The 23,621-nt window shown below is 73.3% G+C and carries 19 protein-coding genes and 3 tRNA genes; 17 read left to right on the top strand and 5 right to left on the bottom strand.

Translation table 11 applies throughout. The annotated features are described in order from the left end of the window. Positions 1 to 3: 3 nt before the first annotated feature. The 5 genes from SJ20_RS05275 to SJ20_RS05255 form a co-directional block, all read right to left on the bottom strand. The gene (locus tag SJ20_RS05275) at positions 4 to 1,668 is read right to left on the bottom strand and encodes an ABC transporter substrate-binding protein (protein ID WP_036382125.1); all 1,665 of its coding nucleotides are present in this window, start codon (positions 1,666 to 1,668) and stop codon (positions 4 to 6) included. A gap of 48 nt (positions 1,669 to 1,716) precedes the next feature. Next, positions 1,717 to 1,797 (bottom strand) — tRNA-Leu (locus tag SJ20_RS05270). A 58-nt stretch (positions 1,798 to 1,855) separates the two neighbouring features. Beyond that, complete coding sequence (gene bcp / locus SJ20_RS05265; RefSeq protein WP_036382122.1) at positions 1,856 to 2,344, bottom strand: thioredoxin-dependent thiol peroxidase; 489 nt, start codon at positions 2,342 to 2,344, stop codon at positions 1,856 to 1,858. A gap of 86 nt (positions 2,345 to 2,430) precedes the next feature. Further along, positions 2,431 to 2,503, bottom strand: a tRNA-Lys gene (locus SJ20_RS05260). A gap of 67 nt (positions 2,504 to 2,570) precedes the next feature. Continuing rightward, positions 2,571 to 3,119, bottom strand: coding sequence for a hypothetical protein (locus SJ20_RS05255; RefSeq protein ID WP_036312973.1), 549 nt, complete (start codon positions 3,117 to 3,119; stop codon positions 2,571 to 2,573). Positions 3,120 to 3,223: 104 nt separating this feature from the next. On the opposite strand from SJ20_RS05255, the gene ilvD reads away from it, so the two are divergent. The 17 genes from ilvD to SJ20_RS05170 all read left to right on the top strand — a co-directional run bounded on the left by ilvD (position 3,224) and on the right by SJ20_RS05170 (position 23,544). Then, the gene (ilvD, locus tag SJ20_RS05250; RefSeq protein WP_036382119.1) at positions 3,224 to 4,951 is read left to right on the top strand and encodes a dihydroxy-acid dehydratase; all 1,728 of its coding nucleotides are present in this window, start codon (positions 3,224 to 3,226) and stop codon (positions 4,949 to 4,951) included. A 103-nt stretch (positions 4,952 to 5,054) separates the two neighbouring features. Beyond that, complete coding sequence (gene nagB / locus SJ20_RS05245) at positions 5,055 to 5,840, top strand: glucosamine-6-phosphate deaminase (protein WP_036382115.1); 786 nt, start codon at positions 5,055 to 5,057, stop codon at positions 5,838 to 5,840. 43 nt (positions 5,841 to 5,883) lie between these two features. Further along, entirely contained in the window at positions 5,884 to 7,104 is a 1,221-nt protein-coding gene (locus tag SJ20_RS05240; RefSeq protein ID WP_082067586.1) for an N-acetylglucosamine-6-phosphate deacetylase, read from the top strand. A gap of 289 nt (positions 7,105 to 7,393) precedes the next feature. Continuing rightward, positions 7,394 to 9,295: an acetolactate synthase large subunit gene (locus SJ20_RS05235; RefSeq protein WP_044659181.1), complete on the top strand. Its 1,902-nt coding sequence runs from the start codon at positions 7,394 to 7,396 to the stop codon at positions 9,293 to 9,295. A gap of 12 nt (positions 9,296 to 9,307) precedes the next feature. Further along, positions 9,308 to 9,817 (top strand): acetolactate synthase small subunit, encoded by a 510-nt coding sequence (gene ilvN / locus SJ20_RS05230; protein ID WP_002854209.1) that lies wholly within the window; start codon positions 9,308 to 9,310, stop codon positions 9,815 to 9,817. Between the two features lie 35 nt (positions 9,818 to 9,852). Next, positions 9,853 to 10,884: a ketol-acid reductoisomerase gene (gene ilvC / locus SJ20_RS05225; protein WP_010078979.1), complete on the top strand. Its 1,032-nt coding sequence runs from the start codon at positions 9,853 to 9,855 to the stop codon at positions 10,882 to 10,884. Positions 10,885 to 11,033: 149 nt separating this feature from the next. Next, positions 11,034 to 12,629 carry a phosphoglycerate dehydrogenase gene (serA, locus tag SJ20_RS05220; protein ID WP_044659180.1) on the top strand — a complete coding sequence of 532 codons (1,596 nt, stop codon included), beginning with the start codon at positions 11,034 to 11,036 and terminating at the stop codon, positions 12,627 to 12,629. A gap of 100 nt (positions 12,630 to 12,729) precedes the next feature. Continuing rightward, positions 12,730 to 13,419: a hypothetical protein gene (locus tag SJ20_RS05215; protein ID WP_230594450.1), complete on the top strand. Its 690-nt coding sequence runs from the start codon at positions 12,730 to 12,732 to the stop codon at positions 13,417 to 13,419. Then, a complete protein-coding gene (metG, locus tag SJ20_RS05210) occupies positions 13,412 to 15,037 on the top strand; it encodes a methionine--tRNA ligase (RefSeq protein ID WP_044659178.1) in 1,626 nt (541 codons plus the stop codon). Before SJ20_RS05215 ends, metG begins: the two co-directional genes overlap by 8 nt. 71 nt (positions 15,038 to 15,108) lie before the next feature. Continuing rightward, on the top strand, positions 15,109 to 16,185 hold the full coding sequence (locus tag SJ20_RS05205; RefSeq protein WP_044659177.1) for a 3-isopropylmalate dehydrogenase: 1,077 nt from the start codon (positions 15,109 to 15,111) through the stop codon (positions 16,183 to 16,185). Between the two features lie 187 nt (positions 16,186 to 16,372). Then, positions 16,373 to 17,422: a branched-chain amino acid aminotransferase gene (locus SJ20_RS05200; RefSeq protein ID WP_044659184.1), complete on the top strand. Its 1,050-nt coding sequence runs from the start codon at positions 16,373 to 16,375 to the stop codon at positions 17,420 to 17,422. 25 nt (positions 17,423 to 17,447) lie between these two features. Next, a complete protein-coding gene (locus tag SJ20_RS05195) occupies positions 17,448 to 19,709 on the top strand; it encodes a carbon starvation CstA family protein (protein WP_044659176.1) in 2,262 nt (753 codons plus the stop codon). 1 nt (position 19,710) lies between these two features. Then, positions 19,711 to 19,947: a YbdD/YjiX family protein gene (locus tag SJ20_RS05190; RefSeq protein ID WP_044659175.1), complete on the top strand. Its 237-nt coding sequence runs from the start codon at positions 19,711 to 19,713 to the stop codon at positions 19,945 to 19,947. Between the two features lie 189 nt (positions 19,948 to 20,136). Next, positions 20,137 to 20,931, top strand: a complete 795-nt coding sequence (locus tag SJ20_RS05185) for a fumarylacetoacetate hydrolase family protein (protein WP_044659174.1) — start codon at positions 20,137 to 20,139, stop codon at positions 20,929 to 20,931. Between the two features lie 50 nt (positions 20,932 to 20,981). After that, entirely contained in the window at positions 20,982 to 22,559 is a 1,578-nt protein-coding gene (gene gltX, locus SJ20_RS05180; RefSeq protein WP_044659173.1) for a glutamate--tRNA ligase, read from the top strand. Then, positions 22,556 to 23,353 (top strand): HAD family hydrolase, encoded by a 798-nt coding sequence (locus tag SJ20_RS05175; protein WP_044659172.1) that lies wholly within the window; start codon positions 22,556 to 22,558, stop codon positions 23,351 to 23,353. Before gltX ends, SJ20_RS05175 begins: the two co-directional genes overlap by 4 nt. Before the next feature lie 119 nt (positions 23,354 to 23,472). Further along, positions 23,473 to 23,544, top strand: a tRNA-Gln gene (locus tag SJ20_RS05170). Positions 23,545 to 23,621: the final 77 nt, after the last annotated feature.

Raw genomic sequence — 23,621 nt, 5'->3', positions numbered from 1 at the left:
CGTTCAGCCTTCGGTCAGCCTGACGCGCGAGAAGGGCTCGTCCAGCTGCGGCGACGTCGGGTAGGAGGCCACGCGCGGGCCGGTGGCCAGGGCCGAGATCGGATAGACCAGCGGCAGCGCCGGCAGGTCGAGGGCCATGGCCCGGACGACGCGGCGGAACAGGGCGCGGCGCGCGTCGTCGTCGGTCTCGGCCGCGGCCGCGTCCACGTCCTCGACGACGCGCGGGTTGCGGTAGCCGGTCTCGGCGCGGCCCGAGCGCGCGAAGGGCTCGAGGAACGCGTGCGGGTCGCGGTAGTCGCCGGTGCGGCCCATCAGGTGCAGGGCTCGGGTGGGTCGGGAGACGACGGCGTGCAGGTAGTCCTGGTCCTCCGGCACGGGCACGGGCACGATGTGCATCCCCACCGCGCCGAGGTCGCGGGCGACCATCGCGTAGACCCGCTCCGGCTCGGGCAGGGAGGGGCGGGCCGTGCCGGCCGGGTAGAGGAACTCCAACGGCTCCCCGTCGTATCCCGCCAGGCCGAGGAACTCGCGGGCCCGGCCCGGGTTGACGTCGTAGCGCCGCGCCTCCTCGTCGCCGACGCCGAGGGAGGGGGGGACGAGGTCGTGGGCCAGGCGGGTGCCCTCGAGGAAGACGTCGCTGCCGGCGATGCGCGGGCGGTCCACCGCGTACGCGATCGCCTGGCGCAGGTACTGCGAGCGCACGCTCGGGTGGTCCAGGTTCATGCCCACGTAGAGCACGCCCAGGGGGTCCCGGGGCAGCACCTGGGTGCCGGCCTCGACGAGGGGGCGCAGCTGGCCGGGGGCGACGACGTCGATCACGTCCGCCGTGCCGCGCCGCAGCTCCCGCAGGCGCACGGAGGCCCGACCCCACGCCTGCACGGCCACCGGGTACGCCGCCGGATCGGAGCCGCGGTGGCGGGCGCTGGGGACCAGGATCGTCGCGCCCGAGGCGCCCGGGTGGGCGCGCGTGAGCTCGGCGGTCTCCGCGGCGTCGGCCCAGCGGTAGGGGCCGGTGCCGGCGGGGGTGGTGACCTCGGAGCCGTCCACGTCGACCGTGCGGTCCCACGAGGCCGGCGAGGAGATCGCGAAGGCCGGCGAGGCCAGCGCGGCCGCGAGGTGACGGCGGGGGGAGTGCAGGCGCAGCCGCACCTCGAGCTCGCCGCGGGCCTCGACGCCGGCGAAGGCGGAGTCCGCGTCCCCGGCGTATCCGCCGAAGGCCGAGACGAACGAGGAGGGCGGGGCGACGGTCCCGTCCACGGGCGCGGGGGCGGCGGCCCACCGCTCGATGTTCGCGACCACGGCGGCGGCGTCGCACGGCTCGCCGTCGTCGAACACCACCCCGGAGACCAGGTGGAACGTGTGGAGGCGGCCGCCGTCGGACTCCTCGTGCCGCTCGGCGAGGCGGGGCGTGGGGGCGCCGGTGTCCGCGTCCACGCCGAGCAGCGTCTCGAAGACCTGGCGGATCAGACGGAAGGACTCGACGTCCAGCGCGCGGGCCGGATCCCGCGTCAGCGCCCGCGCCGGGGCGCCGACCACGAGCAGTCGGCCCGGGCCCGAGGAGGTCGGGGCGGCGGAGGACGGCGCCGCGGGCGACGTCGTGCAGCCGGCCACGCTCAGGCCGAGCAGGCCCAGGCCCCCGCCGAGGAAGGCGCGGCGAGTGGGCTGCATGGCGACCTCCTCTGGCAGGTGACGTCGGGGTCGGGCGGGCCCGGGGAGTGCGGGCGGGGGGACTCGAACCCCCACGTCCAGGACACTGGAACCTAAATCCAGCGCGTCTACCAGTTCCGCCACGCCCGCGCACACCCCGCGCGGGCGGGGCGAGGCCCGATCCTACCGTGCGGTGCCCGGGCGCGGATCAGGCCTCGTCGAGGCCGAGGGTGCGGCGCAGTCGCGCCACGTGGCCGGTCGCCTTCACGTTGTACTGCGCGTGGGTGACCTTCCCGTCCGGGCCGACGACGATCGTGGAGCGGATCAGACCCTCGAAGGTCCGCCCGTAGTTCTTCTTCTCGCCCCAGGCGCCGTAGGCCTCGGCCACCGCGTGGTCCTCGTCCGAGAGCAGGGGGAACGTCAGGCCCTCCTGCTCGGCGAACCGGATGATCCTGCCGATCGGGTCGGGGGAGATCCCCAGGACGACGTAGCCGGCCGCGGTCAGGGAGGCGAGGCTGTCCCGGAAGTCGCAGGCCTGCGTGGTGCAGCCGGGCGTGGACGCGGCCGGGTAGAAGTAGACGATCGTGTGCTTGCCCGCGCTGTCGCGCAGCGAGACGGGCCGGCCCTCCTGGTCCTGGAGGGTGAACGCGGGCGCCGTGTCGCCGGGCTGGAGGCGGTGCTGGGTCGTGTCGGTCATGGGCCCCAGCCTACGGTGGGCCCGGTCGGGGAGCGGGGACGACGAAGGCCCCGTCTCCGTGGAGACGGGGCCTTCGCTCCGGTGGGTGCACCCCCCGGGACTCGAACCCGGAACCTGCTGATTAAGAGTCAGATGCTCTACCGGTTGAGCTAGAGGTGCAGGTGCCGCACCGCCTCTCGGATCTCTCCGGTGCGCCGTGCAACGAGGTGAAACCCTACCAGGGGTTTCAGACGCCGTGCAAATCGGGGGGCGTGACGTCCGTCGCGTCCGTCTCCGGGGTCGCGTAGAGGCGGTCCAGCTCGTCCATGAAGGCGGTCATGAAGGCGTGGAAGTCGGTGGCGTCCTCGGCCTGGTCGAGCTCCGCGGTGCCGTCCTCCGTGAGGTCACCCACCGGCACCCGCGTGTGCTCCGGGACGTCGAACCACGTCCGGAAGCCCGTGACGGTCTCCACCTGATAGCCGCTGCCCGTGTCCGCCACGGTGGCCACGTTGGCCAGCCCCACCTCGACGACGTCGGCGCGGTCCGCGGAGGCCTCGGTCACCGGGCCGTGCGGATCGTCCTCGGCCACGCCCGGCGCGCGGCGGTCGTGGTCGTCCGGGGTGGAGGTGGGGTCGAACGGGCACAGCAGCATCTCGAGCGGCTGGTGGCGGTAGCCGATCACGAGGGGGGAGGAGGAGCCCGAGGGCTGGCCGTAGACGACGTTGTAGTCGCCGTGGTTGAACACGCGCGCATCGAAGACGCGGCGCAGCCGTCTGTGCAGGGTGGGCGTGTCCATGGGCCCAACGTACGCGGACCCGTCCGCGCGTGTCATGCTGCGGCACCCGTCACACGGGGACGTCGCGTCGGCCCGGTGGCGCCGTGCTCACTAGACTCCGCGGCATGGACTCCGCCGCGTCGACTCCCAGCACCCCGTCCGCCGCCCCCGACATCAAGCCGCGCTCGCGCGACGTCACCGACGGGATGGAGCGCACCGCCGCCCGCGGCATGCTCCGCGCGGTCGGCATGGGGGACGAGGACTTCGGCAAGCCGCAGATCGGCATCGCCTCGTCCTGGAACGAGATCACCCCCTGCAACCTCTCCCTGGACCGCCTCGCCCAGGCCTCGAAGGACGGCGTCCACGCCGCCGGTGGATATCCGCTGGAGTTCGGCACGGTCTCCGTCTCGGACGGCATCTCCATGGGCCACGAGGGCATGCACTTCTCCCTCGTCTCCCGCGAGGTGATCGCCGACTCGGTGGAGACCGTGATGATGGCCGAGCGCCTGGACGGCTCCGTCCTGCTCGCCGGCTGCGACAAGTCGCTGCCGGGCATGCTCATGGCCGCCGCCCGCCTGGACCTGGCGTCCGTGTTCGTCTACGCAGGCTCGATCATGCCGGGCGTGGCCCGCCTGACCGACGGCACCGAGAGGCAGGTGACCATCATCGACGCCTTCGAGGCGGTCGGCGCCTGCGCCCGCGGTCTCATGTCCGAGGAGGACCTGCTCCGCATCGAGAAGTCCATCGCCCCGGGCGAGGGCGCCTGCGGCGGCATGTACACCGCCAACACCATGGCCTCCATCGGCGAGGCCCTCGGCATGTCCCTGCCCGGTTCCGCCGCCGCCCCCTCCGCGGACCGCCGCCGTGACGCCTTCGCGCGCCGCTCCGGCGAGGCCGTGGTGAACATGCTCCGCCAGGGCATCACGGCCCGGGACATCATGACCAAGCCCGCGTTCGAGAACGCGATCGCCGTGACCATGGCGTTCGGCGGCTCCACCAACGCCGTGCTGCACCTGCTCGCCATCGCCCGGGAGGCGGGCGTGGACCTGCAGCTGTCCGACTTCAACCGCATCGCCGACCGCACCCCTCACATCGCCGACCTCAAGCCGTTCGGCCAGTACGTCATGACGGACGTGGACCGCATCGGCGGCGTCCCGGTGGTCATGAAGGCCCTGCTGGACGAGGGCCTGCTGCACGGGGACACCCTCACCGTCACCGGCAAGACGCTCGCCGAGAACCTCGCCGCGCTCGATCCGGACCCGGTGGACGGCAAGGTCATCCGCACCATGGATGACGCGCTGCACCCCAACGGCGGCATCGCGATCCTCCACGGCTCGCTGGCCCCGGAGGGCGCCGTCGTGAAGTCCGCCGGCTTCGATGCGGACGTCTTCGAGGGCACTGCGCGCGTCTTCGACCGGGAGCGCGCCGCCATGGACGCCCTCGAGGACGGGACCATCGCCGCCGGCGACGTGGTGGTCATCCGCTATGAGGGACCGAAGGGCGGTCCGGGCATGCGCGAGATGCTCGCGATCACCGGCGCCATCAAGGGGGCGGGCCTGGGCAAGGACGTCCTGCTGATCACCGACGGGCGCTTCTCCGGCGGCACCACCGGCCTGTGCATCGGCCACATCGCCCCCGAGGCCGCCGAGGGAGGGCCGATCGGGCTGGTGCAGGACGGCGACCGCATCCGCGTGGACATCGCCGGACGCACCATGGACCTGCTCGTGGACGAGGCCGAGCTCGCCGCCCGCCGCGAGTCCTGGGAGCCGGTGGAGCCGAAGTTCACCACGGGCGTGCTGGGCAAGTACGCCAAGCTGGTGCACTCCGCCGCCGAGGGCGCCTACCTGGGCTGAGGCCCGGTCGGCCCGCACGCCGAGACGAGCAGAGGATGAGCATGCACGCGATCGACGCCCGGGCCGGGGGACCCGCGCCGCGTCCCGGGCGGGAGGCGCGCTGATGGAGGTCGTCATCCTGCCCGACGCCGCCGCCCTGGGCCGGCACGGCGCGGACGCGGTGGCCGCCCACGTGGCGGCCCGTCCCGAGGCCGTCCTGGGGCTGGCCACCGGCTCCTCGCCCCTGCCCGTCTACGACGAGCTCGCCCGCCGGGTCCGGGACGGGGAGCTGTCCCTGCGCTCCTGCCGCGCGTTCCTGCTGGACGAGTACGTCGGCCTGCCCGCGGGACACCCCGAGTCCTACCGCACCGTGATCGAGCGGGAGTTCGTCGTGCGCACGGACATCGCCCCGGAGGCCGTGCACGGTCCGGACGGCGGGGCGGCGGACGTCCCGGGCGCCTGCGCCGCCTACGAGGAGGCGCTGCGCGAGGCCGGCGGCGTGGACGTGCAGCTGCTCGGCGTGGGCACGGACGGGCACATCGCGTTCAACGAGCCCGGCTCCTCCCTCGCCTCCCGCACGCGCATCAAGGTGCTCGCCGAGCAGACCCGGCGGGACAACGCCCGCTTCTTCGACGGCGACCTCGACCAGGTCCCGACCCACTGCCTCACCCAGGGCGTGGGCACGATCCTCGACGCCCGACACCTGGTCCTGCTGGCCCGGGGCGAGGGCAAGGCCGAGGCGGTGCGGCAGCTCGTGGAGGGCCCCGTGAGCGCGCGCTGGCCGGTCACGGCCCTGCAGCTGCACCCGCATGTGACCGTCCTCGTGGACGAGGCCGCCGCCGGGCGACTCGAGCTCGCGGGGGAGTACCGCCACATGTGGGAGGCCAAGCCGTCCTGGCAGGGCCTCTGAGCGCCCCTCGTCCATCGACCCGCCCACCCCGGAAGGTGCATCCGTGCCCGCCTCGGTCCCTCACCGGCCGCGCGCCGAGCAGGCGCCGCAGGCCGCCGCGTCCCCGTCGGTGCTGCGCGCGGACCGCGTCCATGACGGCGAGCGCCTCGGCGGCCCCGGCTGGATCGCCCTGGCCGAGGGCCGGGTGGTGGCCGTCGGGACCGGGGACCCGCCGCGCACCCACGGCCCCATCCACGACCTCGGCGACGCCCTCCTCGCTCCCGGCTGCGTGGACGTGCACGGCCACGGCGGCGGCGGACACGCCGTCGAGTCCGGCGCGGCCGCGGCACGCGCGGCGGCCGCGGCCCACGCCCGCGCGGGCACGACCACGGTCGTGGCCTCCCTCGTCACGGACGAGGTCGACGCGCTCGCGGCGCAGCTGACGGCCCTGACGCCCCTGTGCGCAGAGGGGGTGCTGGCCGGCGTGCACCTCGAGGGTCCCTGGCTCTCGCCCCTGCACTGCGGCGCGCACCGGGCCGCGTCGCTGCGGGCGCCGGAGCCCGAGGACGTCGCTCGCCTCGTCGAGGTCGGCGCGGGCCACCTGGCGATGGTCACGCTGGCCCCCGAGCTGCCCGGGGCCCTCGACGCGGTGGGCCGGCTGGCGGAGGCGGGCGTCGTCGTCGCGATCGGCCACACGGACGCCTCCTACGAGACCACGCGCGCGGCGATCGACGCGGGGGCGCGGATGGCCACGCACCTGCACAACGCGTGCCGGCCCACCCACCATCGCGAGCCCGGGCCGGCCGTCGCCCTGCTGGAGGACCCGCGCGTGGGGATCGAGACCATCGTGGACGGCGTCCACCTGCATGCGGCCACGGTGCGGCGGGTCGCCCGGGAGGCCGGGGAGCGGTGGATCCTCGTCTCGGACTCCATGGCCGCCGCCGGCTGCAGCGACGGCGAGTTCCCCCTCGGGCCGCTGCGGGTCCGGGTCCACGACGGCGTCGCGCGGGTGGTCGGCGCGGACGGCGCCGCCGGGGCCATCGCCGGGTCCACGGCCACGGTCACCGGCTCGGTGCGCTCCGCCGTCGTCGCCGGGGTCGACCTCGACGCCGCGCTGCGGGCGGCGACGGCCGCGCCCGCGGACGCCCTGGGGCTCCCCGACGTCGGCCGGCTCCGAGTCGGGAGCCGAGCGGACGCCGTCGTCTTCGGCCCGGAGCTCGAGGTGCGCGGGGTGCTCCGTCACGGAACGTGGGTGAAGGCGGCCGCCCCCTCGGCGGCTGACTAGGGTGGGCGCAGGCCCGGGATCCGACCCCGACCGCCCGGTCGTCTCACGATGTGACGCTTTATCTCACATTGCGAGACAGGCGGGTGGTCGATGGCGGACGGGGCGCACGGCTGTCGATACTGAGACCACCCCCGAAGGACCCGGCGGCCGTGTCCCCACCTCAGACTCCGCCACGCCGGCCCGATCCGTCATCGACGCGGCCACGGTCCCCGACGCCCGACGGATCCGAACGACGACCGTCCGACGCCCCGCGCCGGACACGCAGCGACGAACGCAGTGAGGTGACCCCATGAGCACGACCCCCCGCGACGCCCGCGCGGCGGTCCCGCAGGTCCCGACGCCGGCCTCCCGCCCGACGGAGACCGCCCGGGCCCAGGAGCGCCGTCCGGCCCCCCGGCCCGAGATCGTCGAGCCGCGGGTGCCCGGCGAGGGCTCCCGCGTCGAGCCGACCCGGATGACCGGCTCCGAGGGCATCATCCGCTCCCTGGAGGAGCTGGGGGTCACGGACGTGTTCGGGCTGCCCGGCGGCGCCATCCTGCCGACCTACGACCCGCTCATGGACTCCGATCGGATCCGCCACATCCTGGTGCGCCACGAGCAGGGTGCCGGTCACGCGGCGCAGGGCTACCACCTGGCCACCGGCAAGGTCGGCGTGGCCATCGCCACCTCCGGTCCCGGCGCCACCAACCTGGTGACCGCCATCGCGGACGCCCACATGGACTCCCAGGCGGTCGTGTTCATCACCGGCCAGGTCTCCTCCGCCGCGATCGGCACGGACGCCTTCCAGGAGGCGGACATCGTGGGCATCACGATGCCCATCACCAAGCACTCCCGGCTCGTGACCCGGCCCGAGGACGTCCCCCAGGCCCTCGCCGAGGCGTTCCACATCGCCGCCACGGGCCGGCCCGGGCCCGTGCTCGTGGACGTCACCAAGGACGCCCAGCAGGGCGAGTTCGAGTTCGCGTGGCCGCCCCGGATCGACCTGCCCGGCTACCGCCCCGTCCTGCGCGGCCACCCCCGGCAGATCCGCGAGGCCGCCCGGCTGATCCGCGAGGCCCGGCGCCCCGTGCTGTACGTGGGCGGCGGCGTGGCCCGCGGCGAGGCCCACGAGGAGCTGCGCGCCCTCGCCGAGCTCACGGGCGCCCCGGTGGTCACCACCCTCACCGCCCGCGGCGTCTTCCCCGACTCGCACCCCCAGCACCTGGGCATGCCGGGCATGCACGGCGGCGTCCCCGCCGTGGCCGCGCTCCAGCAGGCCGACCTGCTGATCACGCTCGGCGCCCGCTTCGACGACCGCGTGACCGGTCACCTGCCCTCGTTCGCCCCCGGCGCCCGCGTGATCCACGCGGACATCGACCCGGCCGAGATCTCCAAGAACCGCACCGCGGACGTGCCGATCGTCGGCCACGTCAAGGAGATCATCCCGGACCTGGTGGCCGAGCTCGCGACGGACACCGAGGCGCTGCCCGACCTCGCCGACTGGTGGGCGGTGCTGCGGCGCCTGCAGGACACCTACCCGATGGGCTGGACCGAGACCGAGGACGGCCTCCTCGCGCCCCAGGAGGTGATCTCGCGCCTGTCGGCCCTGTCCGGCCCCGAGGCCACCTACGTGGCCGGCGTCGGCCAGCACCAGATGTGGGCCAGCCAGTTCGTCGCCTACGAGCGTCCGCGCCAGTGGCTCAACTCGGCCGGCCTCGGAACGATGGGCTTCGCCGTCCCCGCCGCGATGGGGGCGCAGGTGGGCGAACCCGACCGCGTGGTCTGGGCCATCGACGGCGACGGCTGCTTCCAGATGACCAACCAGGAGCTCGCCACGTGCGTGATCAACCGCATCCCCATCAAGATCGCGGTGATCAACAACTCCTCGCTGGGCATGGTGCGCCAGTGGCAGACCCTCTTCTACGACGGGCGCTACTCGAACACGGACCTGAACACGGGCCACGACACCGCCCGGGTGCCGGACTTCGTCAAGCTCGCCGACGCCTACGGCGCCGCGGGCCTGCGCTGCGACCGCCGGGAGGACCTGGACGACACCATCCGCCAGGCCCTCGCCATCGACGACCGCCCCGTGATCGTGGACTTCGTGGTCTCCCGTGACGCCATGGTCTGGCCGATGGTCCCCGCGGGGGTCAGCAACGACGCGATCCAGGTGGCCCGGGACATGACGCCCGACTGGGACCAGGAAGACTGAGGAGGGCAACCGATGGAACGCCACACCCTGTCCGTGCTCGTCGAGGACGTGCCCGGCACCCTGACCCGCGTGGCCGGCCTCTTCGCCCGGCGCGCGTTCAACATCCACTCGCTGGCCGTGGGCGTCACGGAGGTCGAGGGCCTGTCCCGGATCACCGTGGTCGTCGACGCCGACACGGACCTGCTCGAGCAGGTCACCAAGCAGCTGAACAAGCTGATCAACGTGATCAAGGTCGTCGAGCTCACGCCCGACTCCTCCGTTCAGCGCGACCACCTGCTCGTGAAGGTGCGCGCCGATGCGGCCACCCGCGGCCAGGTCGTCCAGGCGGCCGACCTGTTCCGCGCCCACGTCGTCGACGTGGCCCCGGAGTCCCTGACCCTCGAGGCCACCGGCACCCGTGACAAGCTCGAGGCCTTCCTCGAGATGATGGAGCCCTACGGCGTGCGCGAGCTCGTCCGCTCGGGCACCCTCGCCCTCGCCCGGGGGCCGCGGTCCATGACCGACCGCGCCCTGGCCCGCTGACCGTCCCGATCCACCCATCCCGTGAGGAGAACAGCATGACCGTGAAGAAGTTCTACGACGACGACGCCGACCTGTCGATCATCCAGGGCCGCACCGTGGCCGTCATCGGCTACGGCTCCCAGGGCCACGCCCACGCCCTGTCGCTGCGCGACTCCGGCGTGGACGTGCGCATCGGCCTCGCCGAGGGCTCCAAGTCCCGCGCCAAGGCCGAGGCCGAGGGCCTGCGCGTCGTCGACGTCGCCACCGCCGCCGCCGAGGCCGACCTGATCATGATCCTCACCCCGGACCAGGTCCAGGCCGACGTGTACGACCAGCACATCGCCGGCAACCTGCAGGAGGGTGACGCCCTCTTCTTCGCGCACGGCTTCAACGTGCGCTTCGGCTACATCCAGGCCCCCGAGGGCGTCGACGTCGCCCTGGTCGCCCCCAAGGGCCCGGGCCACGTGGTGCGCCGCGAGTTCGAGGCCGGCCGCGGCGTGCCCGCGCTGATCGCCGTCGAGAAGGACGCCTCCGGCCAGGCCCACGCCCTCGCCCTGTCCTACGCCAAGGCCGTGGGCGGCACCCGCGCCGGCGTCATCGAGACGACCTTCACCGAGGAGACCGAGACCGACCTGTTCGGCGAGCAGGCCGTGCTCTGCGGCGGCGCCTCCCAGCTCGTGCAGTACGGCTTCGAGACCCTCACCGAGGCCGGCTACCAGCCCGAGATCGCCTACTTCGAGGTGCTGCACGAGCTGAAGCTCATCGTCGACCTCATGGTCGAGGGCGGCATCGCCAAGCAGCGCTGGTCCATCTCCGACACCGCGGAGTACGGCGACTACGTCTCCGGCCCCCGCGTCATCACCCCCGACGTGAAGGAGAACATGAAGGCGGTCCTCGCCGACATCCAGTCCGGCGCCTTCGCGCAGCGCTTCATGGACGACCAGAAGGCCGGTGCGCCCGAGTTCAAGGAGCTCCGCGCCCGGGGCGAGGCCCACCCGATCGAGAAGACCGGCCGCGAGCTGCGCCAGATGTTCTCCTGGCTCAAGGACGCGGACGACGACTACACCGAGGGCACGGCGGCCCGCTGAGCCGCCTGAGCCCCCGACGCCGGCCCCGGGCATCGCGCTCCGGGGCCGGCGTCGCATTCCGGCCACGGTCCGGTCACGCGTCTAGGCTCGAACCGGAGCGCGGGCCGGCCCGCCTCCCATCCCACCGCACCACACCTCCAGGAGCACCCGTGAGCGCAGCCCAGCCCGTCGTCCTGATCGCCGAGGAACTCTCGCCCGCCACCGTCGAGGCCCTCGGCCCCGACTTCGAGATCCGCCGCACGGACGGCGCCGACCGCGCCCGACTCCTCGAGGACCTGCGCGACGTCGACGCGGTGCTGATCCGCTCGGCCACCCAGATGGACGCCGAGGCGATCGCCGCCGCGCCGCAGCTGAAGGTCATCGCGCGCGCCGGCGTCGGACTGGACAACGTGGACGTGCCCGCCGCCACCGAGGCCGGCGTCATGGTCGTCAACGCGCCGACGTCGAACATCATCTCCGCCGCCGAGCTCACCTGCGGCCACATCCTGGCCGCCGCCCGCAACATCGCGGCCGCCCACGGCTCGCTGAAGGCGGGGGAGTGGAAGCGTTCGAAGTACACGGGCGTCGAGCTGTACGGCAAGCGGCTGGGCGTGATCGGCCTGGGCCGCATCGGCGCGCTCGTGGCCGAGCGCATGAAGGCGTTCGGCATGGAGATCCTCGCCTACGACCCCTACGTGACCACCGCCCGCGCGCAGCAGCTCGGCGCGAGCCTCGTCGAGCTGGACGAGCTGCTCGAGCGCGCCGACGTGGTCACGATCCACATGCCCAAGACCCCCGAGACGGTCGGCATGATCGGCGATGAGCAGTTCGCCCGCATGAAGGACACCGCGATCATCGTGAACGTGGCCCGCGGCGGCCTCGTGGACGAGGACGCCCTCGCCCGCGCGCTCGAGGCCGGGACCATCGGGGGTGCCGGCATCGACGTCTTCAGCTCCGAGCCGGCCACGGACCTGGCGTTCTTCGCCCACGACTCCGCCGTCGTCACCCCCCACCTGGGCGCCTCGACCGCCGAGGCCCAGGAGAAGGCGGGCGTCGCCGTCGCCGGCTCCGTGCGCCTGGCCCTCTCCGGCGAGCTCGTGCCGGACGCCGTGAACGTGGCCGGCGGCGCGATCCACGAGGACGTGCGCCCCGGCCTGCCGCTGGCCGAGAAGCTGGGCCGCGTGCTCACCGCGCTGGTGGGCGAGCAGTCCATCACGGCCGTCGAGGTGGAGATCGCCGGTGAGATCGCCGAGCACGACGTCTCCGCGATGCGCCTGGCCGCCCTGAAGGGCGTGTTCACGGACATCGTCTCGGACCAGGTCTCCTACGTGAACGCCCCCGTGCTGGCCGAGCAGCGCGGCGTCGAGTGCCGCCTCACCACCACCGCGGTGTCCGAGTCCTACCGCAACACCGTCACGGTGCGCGCCGCGACCGCGCAGGGCGCCCAGACCGCCGTCACCGGCACACTCACCGGCCCGCGCCAGGTGCAGAAGCTCGTGGGCGTGGACCGGCACGAGCTCGAGGTGCCGCTGGCCGACCACCTGCTCGTGTTCGCCTATCAGGACCGCCCGGGTGTGATCGGCGTCCTGGGCCAGGCCCTCGGGGTGCAGGGCGTGAACATCGCCGGCATGGACGTCTCGCGCGACGACGAGGGCGCCGCCCTGGCCGTGCTGACCCTGGACGGGGCCCTCTCCGGGGACACCGCGGCCACGCTGGCCGCGGCCATCGGCGCCGCCCGTGCGGCCGAGGTGGACCTCTCCGTCTGACCCGTCGACGCCCGGGCGGGCAACGCGGGGCCGGCGCGCGGCGGGCGGGCTGATCGGCGTCAGTGTCCTGCTCGCCGCCTGGTCGTTCGCCCTCCCCTTCGTGTTCGGGCTGGGCCCGCGGCAGGTGCCGTGGTGGCGCGAGGTCTTCGACGTGAACCACGAGGCCAACCTCACGGCGTGGTGGAGCTCGGGCCTGCTCCTGCTGGGGGCCGCGGGCTTCACCACGGTGGGTCTCGTGCGCCGCGCGCTGGGGGCGGATCGGCGGCGGAGCCTGCTCGCGTGGTTGACCCCCGCGGCCCTGCTGGCGGCCATGAGCTTGGACGAGTCGACGCAGATCCACGAGCAGGCCGGCCAGCTGTGGGAGGTTCTGCCGTTCGCGGGGGAGAACCCGCTGCCCGCGTTCCAGTGGCTGATCCTCGGCGCGCCGGCCGCGATCGTCGTCCTCGGGCTGCTCGCGCTGTGCACCGTCGCCCTGCCCCGCCGGACCCGAGCGCTGACGGTGGCGGGCGGCGCGGTGTTCTTCTTCGGCGCGATCGTCCTCGAGGCGGTGCCGCTCGTCTTCGGGATCGGGCGCAGCACCCTGGCCTACCACGTGGCGACCCACGCGGAGGAGCTGACCGAGATGATCGGGGCGTCCGTGCTCGTGGTGGCCCCGTGGGCCCACCTCCACCTGCGGCCTGCGCCGGGCCATCTGCAGGTGACCGCCGACGGCGTCCCGGACGCCGGCGCGGACGACGTCGTCCTCGGCGCGGGCCCCGGCCCCGCGGCTAGACTCGACGACTGTGACTGACGCCCGCGCCCCGTACTACCTGACCACGGCCATCTCCTACCCGAACGGCGAGCCGCACATCGGCCACGCCTACGAGTACATCGCCTCGGACGCGATGGCCCGCTTCCAGCGGCTCGACGGGCGGGATGTGCGCTTCCTGACCGGCACGGACGAGCACGGCCAGAAGATGGAGCAGACGGCGCAGCAGCAGGGCGTGAGCGCCCTCGAGCTGGCCACGCGCAACGCCGCCGTCTTCAAGGAGATGGACGACGACGTCCTGGACATCTCCTACGACCGCTTCATCCGCACCACGGACACGGACCACGCCGAGGCCGTCCGCGAGATCTGGCGGCGGATGGAGGCCAACGGGGACATCTACCTCGGCTCCTACGCCGGCTGGTACTCCGTGCGGGACGAACGCTACTTCGGCGAGGACGAGACCGAGGTGGGTCAGGACGGGGTGCGCCGCGCCGTCGAGACCGGCACCGAGGTGACGTGGACGGAGGAGGAGTCCTATTTCTTCCGCCTGTCCAAGTACCAGCAGCCGCTGCTGGACCACTACCGCGAGCACCCGGACTTCGCCGCCCCCCGGTACCGCTTCAACGAGGTCATCCGCTTCGTGGAGGCCGGGCTCGAGGACCTGTCCATCTCCCGGACCTCCTTCCAGTGGGGCATCGACCTGCCGGCGCCCGCGGACCCCGACGCCGCCGACGCCGACCGGCGCGCCGACCACGTCACCTACGTCTGGGTCGACGCGTTGACGAACTACCTCACCGGCGCGGGCTGGCCGGCGGAGGACCCGGAGGCGTTCGCGCGCTACTGGCCGGCGGACCTGCACGTGATCGGCAAGGACATCTCCCGGTTCCACTGCATCTTCTGGCCCGCGTTCCTCATGTCGGCCGGCCTCGAGCTGCCGCGCCGCGTCATGATCCATGGCTTCCTGAACAACAACGGGGCCAAGATGTCCAAGTCCCTGGGCAACGTGGTGCACCCGCGGGAATGGGTGGCCCGGTACGGCCTGGACGCCATTCGCTTCTTCCTGCTGCGCGAGTTCCCGTTCGGCGCGGACGGCTCCTACAGCCACGAGGCCGTGGTGAGCCGCAAGAACGCGGACCTGGCCAACAACCTCGGCAACCTCGCCCAGCGCTCGCTGTCCATGGTGGCCAAGAACTGCGGCGCCGCCGTGCCCGAGCCGGGCGAGTTCACCGAGGCGGACCGCGCCGTCCTGGCCCAGGTCGACGCCCTGCTGGAGCGCTCCCGGTCCGCGTACGCGGTGCAGGACTTCCACGACGCGCTCGAGAAGACCTGGCGCGTGCTCGGCGAGGTCAACGCCTACTTCGCGGACCAGGCCCCGTGGGTGCTGCGCAAGACGGACGAGCCGCGCATGCGCACGGTGCTGTACGTGACGCTGCAGGCCGTGCGCCGGGTGGCCCTGCTCGCGCAGCCGGTGATGCCCGACTCGGCCTCGCGGCTGCTGGACCTGCTCGGCGTCCCCGCCGAGGGCGACGCAGGCCGCACCGGCGCGTCCGGCACCGGCCCGCGGTCCTTCGCCGCGTTCCACGAGGACCTGGTCCCCGGCACGCCGCTGCCCGCCCCGCAGCCGGTCTTCCCGCGCCACGAGGAGCCCGCCGAGGACTGAGCCCGTCCGGAGGGTGAGACCGGGTGTCACACGATGTGGTCCTCACGCGTGCCCCGCGTAGCCTGAGGGCCATGACCGAGACCACACGCAGCTCCGCAGACCCCTTGGACATCGCCGTCATCGGCGGCGACGGCATCGGCCCCGAGGTCACCGACCAGGCCGCCGCCGTCCTGCAGGCGGCGTTGCGTGCCGAGGGGCGTCCGGAGGCCCGGCTCACCCCGTATCCGCTGGGTGCGGAGCACTGGCTCGAGACCGGCGAGGCGCTCACGGACGAGGTCCTTCAGTCCCTGCGCCGCCACGACGCGATCCTGTTCGGGGCCGTCGGCGCCGCGCCCGGGGACGAGCGCATCCCGTCCGGGCTGATCGAGCGCGGCATGCTGCTCACGCTGCGCTTCGCGCTGGACCACGGCGTGAACCTGCGCCCGGCCACCCTGCTGCCCGGCGCCGTCAGCCCCCTGGCCGCGCCCGGCGAGATCGACTTCACCGTGGTGCGCGAGGGCACGGAGGGGCCGTACGTGGGCAACGGCGGTGCGATCCGCGTGGACACCCCGCACGAGATCGCCACGGAGGTCTCCGTGAACACGGCGTTCGGCGTGCGCCGCGTCGTCGAGGACGCCTTCCGTCGCGCCGACGCGGGCGAGCGCAAGCGCCTCACGCTCGTGCACAAGCACAACGTCCTGGTCCACGCCGGCCACCTGTGGCGCCGCACCGTGGAGTCCGTGGGGGCCGACTTCCCCGCGGTCACCTGGGACTACATGCACGTCGACGCCGCCATGATCTTCCTGGCGACGGACCCGGCCCGCTTCGACGTGATCGTGACGGACAACCTGTTCGGGGACATCATCACGGACCTCGCCGCGGCCGTGACCGGCGGCATCGGGCTCGCCGCCTCCGGCAACATCAACGTCGAGGGCACGGCGCCGTCGATGTTCGAGCCGGTCCACGGCTCCGCTCCGGACATCGCGGGCCAGGGGATCGCCGACCCCGTGGCCGCCATCCTCTCCGCCGCCCTGCTGCTCGAGCACGTGGGCGAGACCGGCGCCGCGGCGCGCGTGCGCACCGCGGTGTGGGCGCACCTGAAGGACCGGGTGGACGGCGCGCGGGGCACCACCGCCGAGGTGGGCGCCGACGTCGCCGCGCGGGTCTGACGCGCGGGCCCGGCGCGTCGACGCCGGGTCTAGGATGGGGCGACGGCCTGTGGCGTGTGCCACGCCCGGCGCCGTGGCCCCCGCGCGTCGTGCCCGGCACCGGAGCCGTCCCCATCCGTCACCCGTCACGAGGAGTGATCCCACCGTGTCCGAGACCGTGTTCACGCGGCAACCACATCTGTCCCCGATGTCCGATCAGCAGCGCGTCGAGATCCTCCAGGACCCCGGTTTCGGCAACGTCTTCACGGACCACATGGTCTCGATCGACTGGACCTGGGACGAGGACGGCGGCGCGTGGCATGACGCCCGCGTGGAGCCCTACGGCCCGCTGTCCCTGGACCCCGCGGCCGCCGTGCTGCACTACGGCCAGGAGATCTTCGAGGGCCTGAAGGCCTACCGGCACGAGGACGGGTCGGTGTGGACGTTCCGCCCCGAGGCCAACGCGGCCCGCCTGAACCGCTCCGCCCGCCGCCTGGCCCTGCCGGAGCTGCCCGAGGAGCTGTTCCTCGGCTCGCTGCGGGCCCAGCTCGAGGCGGACCGGGCCTGGGTGCCCACCGGCCCGGGCCAGTCCCTCTACCTGCGCCCCTTCATGTTCGCCTCCGAGGCGTTCCTCGGCGTCCGCCCGGCCCGGCAGGTGCGGTACATGGTGATCGCCTCGCCGGCCGGCAACTACTTCGGCGGCGAGCTCAAGCCGGTGACCATCTGGGTCTCGCGTGACTACGCCCGCGCCGGCAAGGGCGGCACGGGCGCGGCCAAGACCGGCGGCAACTACGCCGCCTCGCTGCTGCCCCAGCTGCAGGCCGCGGCGAAGGGCGCCGACCAGGTCGTGTTCCTCGACCAGTACCACGACGACGCGATCGAGGAGCTCGGCGGCATGAACGTGTTCTTCGTGCACGCCGACGGCCGCCTCGTCACCCCGGCGCTCACCGGCACGATCCTCGAGGGCGTCACCCGCTCCTCGATCCTCCAGCTCGGCCGGGACATGGGCCTGACCGTCGAGGAGCGTCGCGTCACCCTCGCCGAGTGGGCCGAGGGCGTCCGCTCGGGCGAGATCACCGAGGTCTTCGCGTGCGGCACCGCCGCCGTCGTGACCCCGATCGGCCGTCTGCTCGACGGCGACGACGTGATCGAGTCCGCCGGCGGGGCCGACGTGGCCCTGAAGATCCGCACCGAGCTCGAGGGCATCCAGACCGGGCGCGTCGAGGACCGCCACGGCTGGCTGCACCGCCTCGTCTGACCCCACCCCACGAACGGAGACCCCCGTGAGCTCGCACCGCTCCTCCGCGGCCGCCGAGGGCGCCCCACTCCCGGCCACGACGCCGGAAGACCTCCCGCCCACCGAGGCCGCCGGCCGGCCCCGCTGGACGCCCGCGAAGATCGCCGTCTGGGTGGCCGTCGCCCTGCTCGGCGGCGTCGCCTGGACCATGCTCGCCCTGCACCGCGGCGAGACGATCAACGCGATCTGGTTCGTGTTCGCCGCCGTGGCGACGTTCGCGATCGGCTACCGCTTCTACTCGAAGTACGTCGAGCGCATGATCGTCCACCCGGACGACACCCGCGCCACCCCGGCCGAGTACCGGGCCGACGGCCGGGACTACGTGGCCACCGACCGCCGCGTGCTCTACGGCCACCACTTCGCGGCCATCGCCGGCGCCGGTCCGCTCGTGGGCCCCGTGCTCGCCGCGCAGATGGGCTACCTGCCCGGCACCATCTGGATCATCGTCGGCGTGATCCTGGCCGGCGCGGTCCAGGACTACCTCGTCCTGTTCTTCTCGATGCGCCGCGGCGGCCGCTCGCTCGGCCAGATGGCCCGGGACGAGCTGGGCCGCGTCGGGGGCACCGCCGCGATCGTCGCGACCCTGCTGATCATGGTGATCATCACGGCCATCCTGGCCCTCGTGGTGGTCAACGCCCTGGGTGAGTCCCCGTGGGGCGTGTTCTCCGTGGCCATGACCATCCCGATCGCGCTCTTCATGGGCGTGTACCTGCGCTGGATCCGCCCGGGCCGCATCACCGAGATCTCCGTGATCGGGTTCGTCCTGCTCCTGGCGGCCATCATCGGCGGCGGCTGGGTGGCCGGGACCGAGTGGGGCGCGGCCCTGTTCACCCTGGACCGCACCACCATCGCCTGGGCCGTGATCATCTACGGGTTCGTCGCGGCCGTGCTGCCCGTGTGGCTGCTGCTCGCTCCGCGCGACTACCTGTCCACCTTCATGAAGATCGGCGTGATCGCCGGTCTCGCGCTGGCCATCGTCGTCGTGCAGCCGCGCATCGGCACCCCCGCGTTCTCCGAGTTCGCCTCGGGCCAGACCGGCCCGGTGTGGCCCGGTTCGCTGTTCCCGTTCCTGTTCGTCACCATCGCGTGCGGTGCGCTCTCCGGCTTCCACGCGCTGATCGCCTCGGGCACGACGCCCAAGATGGTGGAGAAGGAGCGGCAGACCCGCTTCATCGGCTACGGCGGCATGCTCATGGAGGCCTTCGTGGCGGTCATGGCGCTCGTGGCGGCCGTGTCCATCGACCGCGGCATCTACTTCGCCATGAACGCCCCCGCCGCGCTCACCGGCGGCACCCCCGAGACGGCGGCCGCTTGGGTGATGAGCCTGGGCCTGGCCGGCGTGGACGTCACGCCCGAGCAGCTCACCGCGCTGGCGAACCTCGTGGGCGAGGACACGGTCGTCTCCCGCACGGGTGGCGCCCCGACGCTCGCCGTCGGGCTCTCGATCATCATGGGCCAGCTGATCGGCGGCGAGGCCCTCATGGGCTTCTGGTACCACTTCGCCATCATGTTCGAGGCGCTGTTCATCCTCACCGCCGTGGACGCCGGCACCCGCGTGGCCCGCTTCATGCTCCAGGATTCCCTGGGCAACGTGGTCCCGCGCTTCAAGGACACCGGCTGGCGCGTGGGCGCCTGGGTGTGCACCGGCATCATGGTGGCCGCGTGGGGCGCCGTGCTGATCATGGGCGTGACCGACCCGCTGGGCGGCATCAACACGCTGTTCCCGCTGTTCGGCATCGCCAACCAGCTGCTGGCGGCCATCGCGCTCGCGGTGGTCCTGGCGATCGTGGCCGGCCGCCGGCACTTCCGGGGCCTGTGGATCGTGGCGCTGCCGCTGGGCTTCATCACCGTGGTCACCACGGTGGCGAGCTTCCAGAAGATCTTCTCGTCGGTCCCGGCGGTGGGCTACTGGGCGCAGCACAACGCGTTCAAGGACGCGCTGGCCTCGGGCGCCACGAGCTTCGGCGCCGCGAAGTCCGTGCCGGCGATGGAGGCCGTGGTCCGCAACACCTTCATCCAGGGCACGCTGTCCATCGTGTTCCTCGTGCTGGCGCTCGTGGTCATCACGACGTCGGTGCTCGCCACGGTGCGCGCCTTCCGCGGCACCGAGGTCATCGATCACCAGGACCCGTACGTGCCCTCGCAGCGCTTCGCCCCGGCCGGGCTGTTCGCCACGGCCGAGGAGAAGGAGCTGCAGGCGCAGTGGGACGCGCTGCCGGCCGAGAAGCAGCCGGTCCGGGGGCACTGACGTGGTCGCGCCGCGCACGACGCCGGGCGGCGCCCCCGCAGCGGAGGCCTCGCCCGCGCGTCGAACCTGGCAGGCGGCGCGCTGGTGGGTCCGCCAGCTCTCCGGCGAGGGGAAGTACGACGCGTACGTGGCCCACCACCGGGCGCACCATCCGGAACGCGCGCCGATGACCGAGCGGGAGTTCTGGCGGGCCGAGTACGCGCGCCAGGAGGCCAATCCGGGCAGCCGCTGCTGCTGAGCGGTCTCGACCCGCCCCGCACCGCACCCCACCGCGCTGAGCCAGACGAATCCGCCCGCGAGCCAGACGAATCGGTCGCCTCAGGCTGCCCGCCGCGGCCGAATCGTCTGGCTCGCGGCGTCAGCGGGGTCGGCATCGGGTGGGGTGTCCGGCGACGGCGCCCGCCGCTCACCCACTAGGCTGGCGGCCATGCGCATCGCCCGTTTCGTGGACCAGGCCGAACCGACCTACGGCATCGTGGAGGGCCCGGCCGACGCCGACCCCGCCGAGCTGACCGTCACCGCCCTGCAGGGCGACCCGTTCTTCCACGGGATCCAGCCCACCGGCACCACACACCGTCTCGAGGACGTGCGCCTCGTGGCCCCGATCATCCCGCGCTCGAAGATCGTGGGCGTCGGCCGCAACTGGGCCGACCACGCGAAGGAGCTCGGCAACGAGGTCCCCGCCTCGCCGCAGTTCTTCCTCAAGCCGAACACCGCCGTCGTGGGTCCGAACGAGCCCGTGACCCTGCCGAGCTGGTCGGACGAGGTCTCCTACGAGGCCGAGCTCGCCGTCGTCATCGGCACCATCTGCAAGGACGTGCCGGTGAGCCGCGTGGACGACGTCGTCTTCGGCTACACCGTGGGCAACGACCTCACCGCCCGCGACGCCCAGCGCACCGACCTGCAGTGGGCCCGCGCCAAGGGCTTCGACGGCGCCTGCCCGCTGGGCCCGTGGATCGAGACCGAGCTGGACGTGGAGCCGGCCGGCGGCCTGCGCATCACGTCCCGGCTCGACGGCGAGACCCGCCAGGACGGCACGACCACGGACATGGTCTTCGGCGTCCGCGAGCTCGTGGCCGCGGCCTCGGAGATGTTCACCCTCCTGCCCGGCGACGTGATCCTGACCGGCACCCCGGGCGGGGTCGGGACGGTCCAGGAGGGCCAGCGCGTCGAGGCCGAGGTCGAGGGCATCGGCGTGCTCGCCACCGTCTTCCGCCGCTGACGCGGGCGCCCGACGACGGCGCCCGGGCCCCGCGTAGACTCAGGGGCATCATGACTGACGCCACCGCTCCCGTGTCCGAGAACGCCCCCGCCCCCTTCGCCGACGTCCCCCAGGTGGACGCCGAGACCCCCGTGCGCGTGCGCTTCGCCCCCTCGCCCACCGGCACCCCCCACGTGGGGCTGATCCGCACCGTCCTGTTCAACTGGGGCTGGGCGCGGCACACCGGCGGCACCCTCGTGTTCCGCATCGAGGACACGGACGCCAAGCGCGACTCGGAGGAGTCCTACCAGCAGCTGCTCGAGGCGATGCGCTGGCTCGGGATCGACTGGGACGAGGGCGTCGAGGTCGGCGGCCCGCACGAGCCGTACCGTCAGTCCCAGCGCGGGCAGATCTACGCGGACGTGATCGAGAAGCTCAAGGCCGGCGGATACATCTACCCGTCCTACTCGAGCCCCGAGGAGACCGAGGCCCGTCACCGGGCCGCCGGCCGCGACCCCAAGCTCGGCTACGACGGCCACGACCGCGACCTCACGGACGAGCAGATCGCCGCCTTCGAGGCCGAGGGCCGCGCGCCGGTCTGGCGGCTGCGCATGCCGGACGAGGACATCACCTTCACCGACCTGGTGCGCGGGGAGATCACCTTCAAGGCCGGCTCCGTGCCGGACTTCGTGGTGGTGCGCGCGGACGGCTCGCCGCTGTACACCCTCGTGAACCCGGTGGACGACGCGCTCATGGGCATCACCCACGTGCTGCGCGGTGAGGACCTGCTCTCCTCGACTCCGCGCCAGATCGCGCTCTACCGCGCCCTGCACGCGATCGGCGTCGCCCGGTACATGCCGGTGTTCGGCCACCTGCCCTACGTGATGGGCGAGGGCAACAAGAAGCTCTCCAAGCGCGACCCGCAGGCCAACCTGTTCCTGCACCGGGACAACGGCTTCATCCCGGAGGGCCTGCTGAACTACCTCGGCCTGCTGGGCTGGTCCCTCTCCGCGGACGAGGACATCTTCACCCCGCAGCAGTTCGTGGAGCACTTCGACGTGCACAAGGTGCTGGCCAACCCCGCCCGCTTCGACGAGAAGAAGGCGATCGCGATCAACGGCACGCACGTGCGCATGCTCGACGTGGCCGACTTCCGCGACCGTCTCGTGCCCTACCTGCACGCGGCCGGCCTCGTGGGCGAGCACCTGACGGAGCGGGAGATGGAGATCCTCACCGCCGCGGCCCCGCTCGTGCAGGAGCGCGTGCAGCTGCTCGGCGAGGCCGTCGAGATGCTCGCCTTCCTCTTCACGGCGGACCGGGACGTCCGGACGGCCGAGGGCGCCCTCAAGGGGATGCCGGCGGACCTGGGCGCCGCCGTCGCCGCGGCCCGGGAGGCGCTGGCCGCCCTGCCCGAGGACGAGTTCACCACCGAGCGCATCGAGGCGGCGCTGCGGGCCGCCCTCATCGACGGCCTGGGCCTCAAGCCGCGCCAGGCGTTCGGCCCCGTGCGCGTCGCGGTGACCGGCCGCAAGGTGTCCCCGCCGCTCTTCGAGTCGCTCGAGATCCTGGGCCGCGACTCCGCGCTCGCCCGCCTGGACCGCTTCGCCGCGGAGCAGGGCCTGGACCAGGGCCGGCCCACCGACGCATGAGCCGGGGCGCCAGCACGACGCCGGCCGGCGGGTCCGCGGGCGCGCCCGCGCCGCCGGCCTGGGACGCCGTCCTCTTCGACCTGGACGACACGCTGCTGGATCTGCGCTCCGCCCAGCACGCCGCGTTCGACGCGATGGTGCGCCGGCAGTGGGCCGGGGCCGCCGACGTCGACCCGGCGGTGCTGGCCGAGGCCACCGAGGCCTTCGCGTCCGACGTCGGCGGCCACTACGGGCGCTACGTGGCCGGGGAGCTGACGTTCGAGGAGCAGCGGCTGGCCCGCGTGGCCGACGCCCTGCGCGCGCTCGGCGTGCCCGAGGACGCGGCGACCCCGCTCGACGGCCTGTGGACCACCGACTACGAGGAGGTCGTGCGCGGGCACTGGGCGCTGTTCCCCGCGACCGCCGACGTGCTCGCCGAGGTGCGGGGAACAGGCCGTGGCGTGGGGATCGTCACGAACAACGTGGAGACCTACCAGCGCGGCAAGGCCGACGCCCTCGGTCTGGAGTGGGTCGAGGTGCTGATCGGCTCGGACACGGCCGGGGCCCCGAAGCCGGACCCGGCCCCCTTCCTGGCCGGCTGCTCCCGCCTGGGCACGGACCCGGGACGTACCCTCATGGTGGGGGACAGCCTGCGTCACGACGTCGAGGGGGCCCGGTCGGCGGGGCTCGTCCCGGTGTGGATGAGCCCCGACGCCCCCGCCCACGGCGGGGCGGAGGAGCCGCTCTGGGACGATGAGCACGCGTGCTGGCGGATGCGGGCGATCGGCGGGCTGCGGACCTGGCTGGCGGCCTGATCCGCCGATTTTGCACACGCCGCCCGGAGGGTGTAGAGTTCTTACTCGTTGCCGGAGAGATCCGGGAACACCGCGCTCATGAATATGATGCACATCGGTCAGGCATGCTTGACCGACAGTGGGGTATGGTGTAATTGGCAACACAACGGTTTCTGGTACCGTCATTCTAGGTTCGAGTCCTGGTACCCCAGCGAGTCTTCGGACTCAGTGGACGCGCACGGGCGGAGACGCTCGGACGTGGCGCACGGCCCCATCGTATAGCGGCCTA

It is taken from the genome of Micrococcus sp. MS-ASIII-49, from assembly GCF_000946635.1.
Lineage (GTDB): Bacteria > Actinomycetota > Actinomycetes > Actinomycetales > Micrococcaceae > Micrococcus > Micrococcus luteus.
This window is presented reverse-complemented; position numbering and strand designations above follow the sequence as displayed.

Excerpts from the sequence above, each read along its gene's own strand:
- SJ20_RS05275 (WP_036382125.1), bottom strand. The coding sequence starts at position 1,668 with ATGCAGCCCACTCGCCGCGCCTTCCTCGGCGGGGGCCTGGGCCTGCTC.
- SJ20_RS05255 (WP_036312973.1), bottom strand. The coding sequence starts at position 3,119 with ATGGACACGCCCACCCTGCACAGACGGCTGCGCCGCGTCTTCGATGCG.
- bcp (WP_036382122.1), bottom strand. The coding sequence starts at position 2,344 with ATGACCGACACGACCCAGCACCGCCTCCAGCCCGGCGACACGGCGCCC.
- nagB (WP_036382115.1), top strand. The coding sequence starts at position 5,055 with ATGGAGGTCGTCATCCTGCCCGACGCCGCCGCCCTGGGCCGGCACGGC.
- gltX (WP_044659173.1), top strand. The coding sequence starts at position 20,982 with ATGACTGACGCCACCGCTCCCGTGTCCGAGAACGCCCCCGCCCCCTTC.
- ilvD (WP_036382119.1), top strand. The coding sequence starts at position 3,224 with ATGGACTCCGCCGCGTCGACTCCCAGCACCCCGTCCGCCGCCCCCGAC.
- SJ20_RS05235 (WP_044659181.1), top strand. The coding sequence starts at position 7,394 with ATGAGCACGACCCCCCGCGACGCCCGCGCGGCGGTCCCGCAGGTCCCG.
- ilvC (WP_010078979.1), top strand. The coding sequence starts at position 9,853 with ATGACCGTGAAGAAGTTCTACGACGACGACGCCGACCTGTCGATCATC.
- SJ20_RS05200 (WP_044659184.1), top strand. The coding sequence starts at position 16,373 with ATGTCCGATCAGCAGCGCGTCGAGATCCTCCAGGACCCCGGTTTCGGC.
- SJ20_RS05205 (WP_044659177.1), top strand. The coding sequence starts at position 15,109 with ATGACCGAGACCACACGCAGCTCCGCAGACCCCTTGGACATCGCCGTC.
- SJ20_RS05185 (WP_044659174.1), top strand. The coding sequence starts at position 20,137 with ATGCGCATCGCCCGTTTCGTGGACCAGGCCGAACCGACCTACGGCATC.
- SJ20_RS05175 (WP_044659172.1), top strand. The coding sequence starts at position 22,556 with ATGAGCCGGGGCGCCAGCACGACGCCGGCCGGCGGGTCCGCGGGCGCG.
- ilvN (WP_002854209.1), top strand. The coding sequence starts at position 9,308 with ATGGAACGCCACACCCTGTCCGTGCTCGTCGAGGACGTGCCCGGCACC.